Origin of the sequence: Pseudomonas sp. 43(2021), from assembly GCF_017490805.1 — a bacterium.
In the GTDB taxonomy this organism is placed as follows: Bacteria; Pseudomonadota; Gammaproteobacteria; order Pseudomonadales; family Pseudomonadaceae; genus Aquipseudomonas.
This window is the reverse complement of the sequence record NZ_JAFGYJ010000622.1, coordinates 1-318: the sequence shown is the minus strand read 5'-3', so window position 1 is coordinate 318 and position 318 is coordinate 1. Positions and strand designations below refer to the sequence as shown.

1 protein-coding gene is annotated in these 318 nt (G+C 63.5%); it reads right to left on the bottom strand.

Annotation, left to right across the window (positions count from 1 at the left end; all coding sequences use genetic code 11):
* The coding region (locus J5M71_RS29020) for an immunoglobulin-like domain-containing protein (protein ID WP_207839137.1) at positions 1-318 on the bottom strand (318 nt) is incomplete at both ends.

Sequence of the window (318 nt, the reverse complement as noted above, 5' to 3'; positions counted from 1 at the left end):
TAGCGGCACCACCCAGCTGCAGATTTTCGAAAGTCGCACCGGTTGCATCCACAGCCGAACTGATGCCCAGGCTGATCTGGCCAGCGTCGTTGTAGACGTCATCGCCCTGCGCAGCATGGGTGTACGGGGCGCTGGTTTCGCCAGCCTTGATGGTGACCTGGGCGTTGTTGCTCAGGGTCACGACCAGGTCATGGGCCAGCGCCTGGTTGATGTGCACAGTGAAGGTCGGCTTGACGTTCTCGGCCACCGACGCCTGATCGGCGGTGATGGTGACCTGCACCAGGTCGCCTTGGTTGCCGGTACCCGGGGTGCCCGAGC